This window comes from Acinetobacter sp. YH18001, from assembly GCF_013416975.1.
Taxonomy (GTDB): Bacteria; Pseudomonadota; Gammaproteobacteria; order Pseudomonadales; family Moraxellaceae; genus Acinetobacter; species Acinetobacter pseudolwoffii.
Genome location: NZ_VPEU01000109.1, coordinates 1 through 2,145, shown reverse-complemented (window position 1 = coordinate 2,145; position 2,145 = coordinate 1). Strand labels below are relative to the sequence as shown.

Genomic DNA, 2,145 nt, shown 5'->3' with positions numbered 1-2,145 from the left:
ATAACGTTGAACCCAACGGTAAATAGTCGTGTGATCAACATTCACACCCCGTTCGGCCAGCATTTCCTGCAGTTCACGATAGCTAATGCCATATTTACAATACCAGCGCACAGCCCAAAGAATGATTTCGCCCTGAAAATGCCGACCATGGAAAGGATTCATATGCTGCACCTTTAGCTAAAACAGTCTTCAGCTTACCATTCGTGGTTATTTGCAACAGTGCCCTTACTTCAAAGCCAAAATTTTTCGGGCACCATTAAGTACGAATAAAGAAACCAGTATGCCAATGATTAAGTCTGGATAAGCTGATCCCGTCCACGCCACGAGTACACCGGCAAATATAACGCCCATATTTACGACAACGTCATTCGCCGAGAAAATCCAACTGGCTTTCATATGTGCGCCATCTTCTCGATGACCAGAAATAAGATATAAGCATGTCACGTTAGCTATAAGTGCGAGCAGGCCAATAACAATCATGAGCGTTGATTCTGGCTCGCTTCCAAACATGAATCGTCTAATGACATCAACAATCACGATAACAGCAAGTAATAACTGAATCCAACCTGCGAAATGGGCTGCTTTTATTTGATATTTCGCAGCTTTTCCGACGGCATATAGCGCAATACCATAAACGGCTGCATCGGCAAACATATCTAGAGAATCAGCAATCAATCCTGTAGACGCAGCAATAATACCGCTGATGAATTCTATAAAGAAAAGTAGAGCATTAATACCTAATAACAGTTTAAGTACTTTAGCTTGTCTCACAGGATCAGGTTCATTAGGTATATCGCCTGAAGAAAGCTGTGTTTCATCAAGTTTCGCCCCAAAACCCAGTCCTTCGAGTTTAGCCGTAATTTGCTGAATCCCTTCATTATGGAAGACTTTCAGTTTTCGATTGGGAAGATCAAAAGTAAGACCTTTAACTGCTTCAATATCTGCAAGAGCCATACGGACCATTTGCTCTTCAGCAGAGCAATCCATTTTAGGAATGGTGTAGGTACTTGTTTGCTTAGCCTGTTGATTGCTTATATAAGTTTCAGTCTTCACAAGCTTTGCACCAAAACCCAAAGCTTCAAGTTTGGTGGTTATATTTTCATCTTTTTGATTATGTAGAACCTTTAAAGAACGGTTAGGTAAATCAAAGATGAGTTTTTGAACACCATCAATTGAAGATAGCGCCATACGAACCATCTGTTCTTCCGCAGAACAATCCATTTTGGGAACTAAGTATTCACTCATGTAGTGCGAATCTTTTAAAACGTCTTCAGTGCTTAAATTTTCTTTGGGATCAGAACCATAACAGGATTGAGCGGTATCTTCACAACTGTTTGAAGTGTTACAGCAAGGAGATGAAGATTTTTTTTCTTCCTCTTCACCACAACAGCTAAGCGTATTATCACAATTCTTTGAATTGTTTGCTTCTGCAATTGATGGATGATTTTCTTGTTGAGATTTCTTATCTTCGCATGGTGTTTCTTTACTACATCCACAACCACTCATAATTATACCCATTAAAAAAATTATAAACTTTGAATATTAGAATCCCTATAGTTACTATAGAGTCAAGAATCTTTGGAAATACTAACTCAATGCATTTAAAAATTGGTGAACTCTCTAAAAAAACCTCATGTTCAGTATTAACAATTAGGTTTTATGAAAAGGAAGGTTTAATTCCGGAACCGGAAAGAACGGAAGGAAATTACCGCCTTTACGATGTAGGCTATGTTGAGCGAATTAAATTTATTTTGAATTGCCGAACTTTAAATATGAGTTTGAATGAAATTCGTCAATTACTTACCTATAAAGACAAACCTGAGAAAAATTGTTCAGATGTGAATGAATTAATTGACTTACATGTCAGTGCTATCAGAGAAAATATAATCAAGCAACAAAAGCTTATTGAACAACTATCTGATTTAAGAGGTACTTGTGATGGTTTATGTACAATTGACCAATGTGGAGTTTTAAAAAATCTAGCTTGATTATCTAGACCTATGCTTTTTTCAAAAAATCGGCACTGTTGCAAATAACCACGAATGGTAAGCTGAAGACTGTTTTAGCTAAAGGTGCAGCATATGAATCCTTTCCATGGTCGGCATTTTCAGGGCGAAATCATTCTTTGGGCTGTGCGCTGGTATT

2 protein-coding genes and 1 pseudogene are annotated in these 2,145 nt (G+C 37.9%); 1 reads left to right on the top strand and 2 read right to left on the bottom strand.

The features are described 5' to 3' along the window. Both FTV48_RS14530 and FTV48_RS14525 read right to left on the bottom strand, forming a co-directional pair. Positions 1 to 162, bottom strand: a pseudogene (locus FTV48_RS14530) (IS6 family transposase); the annotation flags it as partial. 63 nt (positions 163 to 225) lie between these two features. After that, the gene (locus FTV48_RS14525; RefSeq protein WP_004668302.1) at positions 226 to 1,506 is read right to left on the bottom strand and encodes a cation transporter; all 1,281 of its coding nucleotides are present in this window, start codon (positions 1,504 to 1,506) and stop codon (positions 226 to 228) included. 89 nt (positions 1,507 to 1,595) lie between these two features. Here FTV48_RS14525 and cadR point away from each other — a divergent pair, with 89 nt between their 5' ends. After that, the gene (gene cadR / locus FTV48_RS14520; protein WP_000550240.1) at positions 1,596 to 1,988 is read left to right on the top strand and encodes a Cd(II)/Pb(II)-responsive transcriptional regulator; all 393 of its coding nucleotides are present in this window, start codon (positions 1,596 to 1,598) and stop codon (positions 1,986 to 1,988) included. The last annotated feature ends 157 nt before the right edge of the window (positions 1,989 to 2,145 follow it).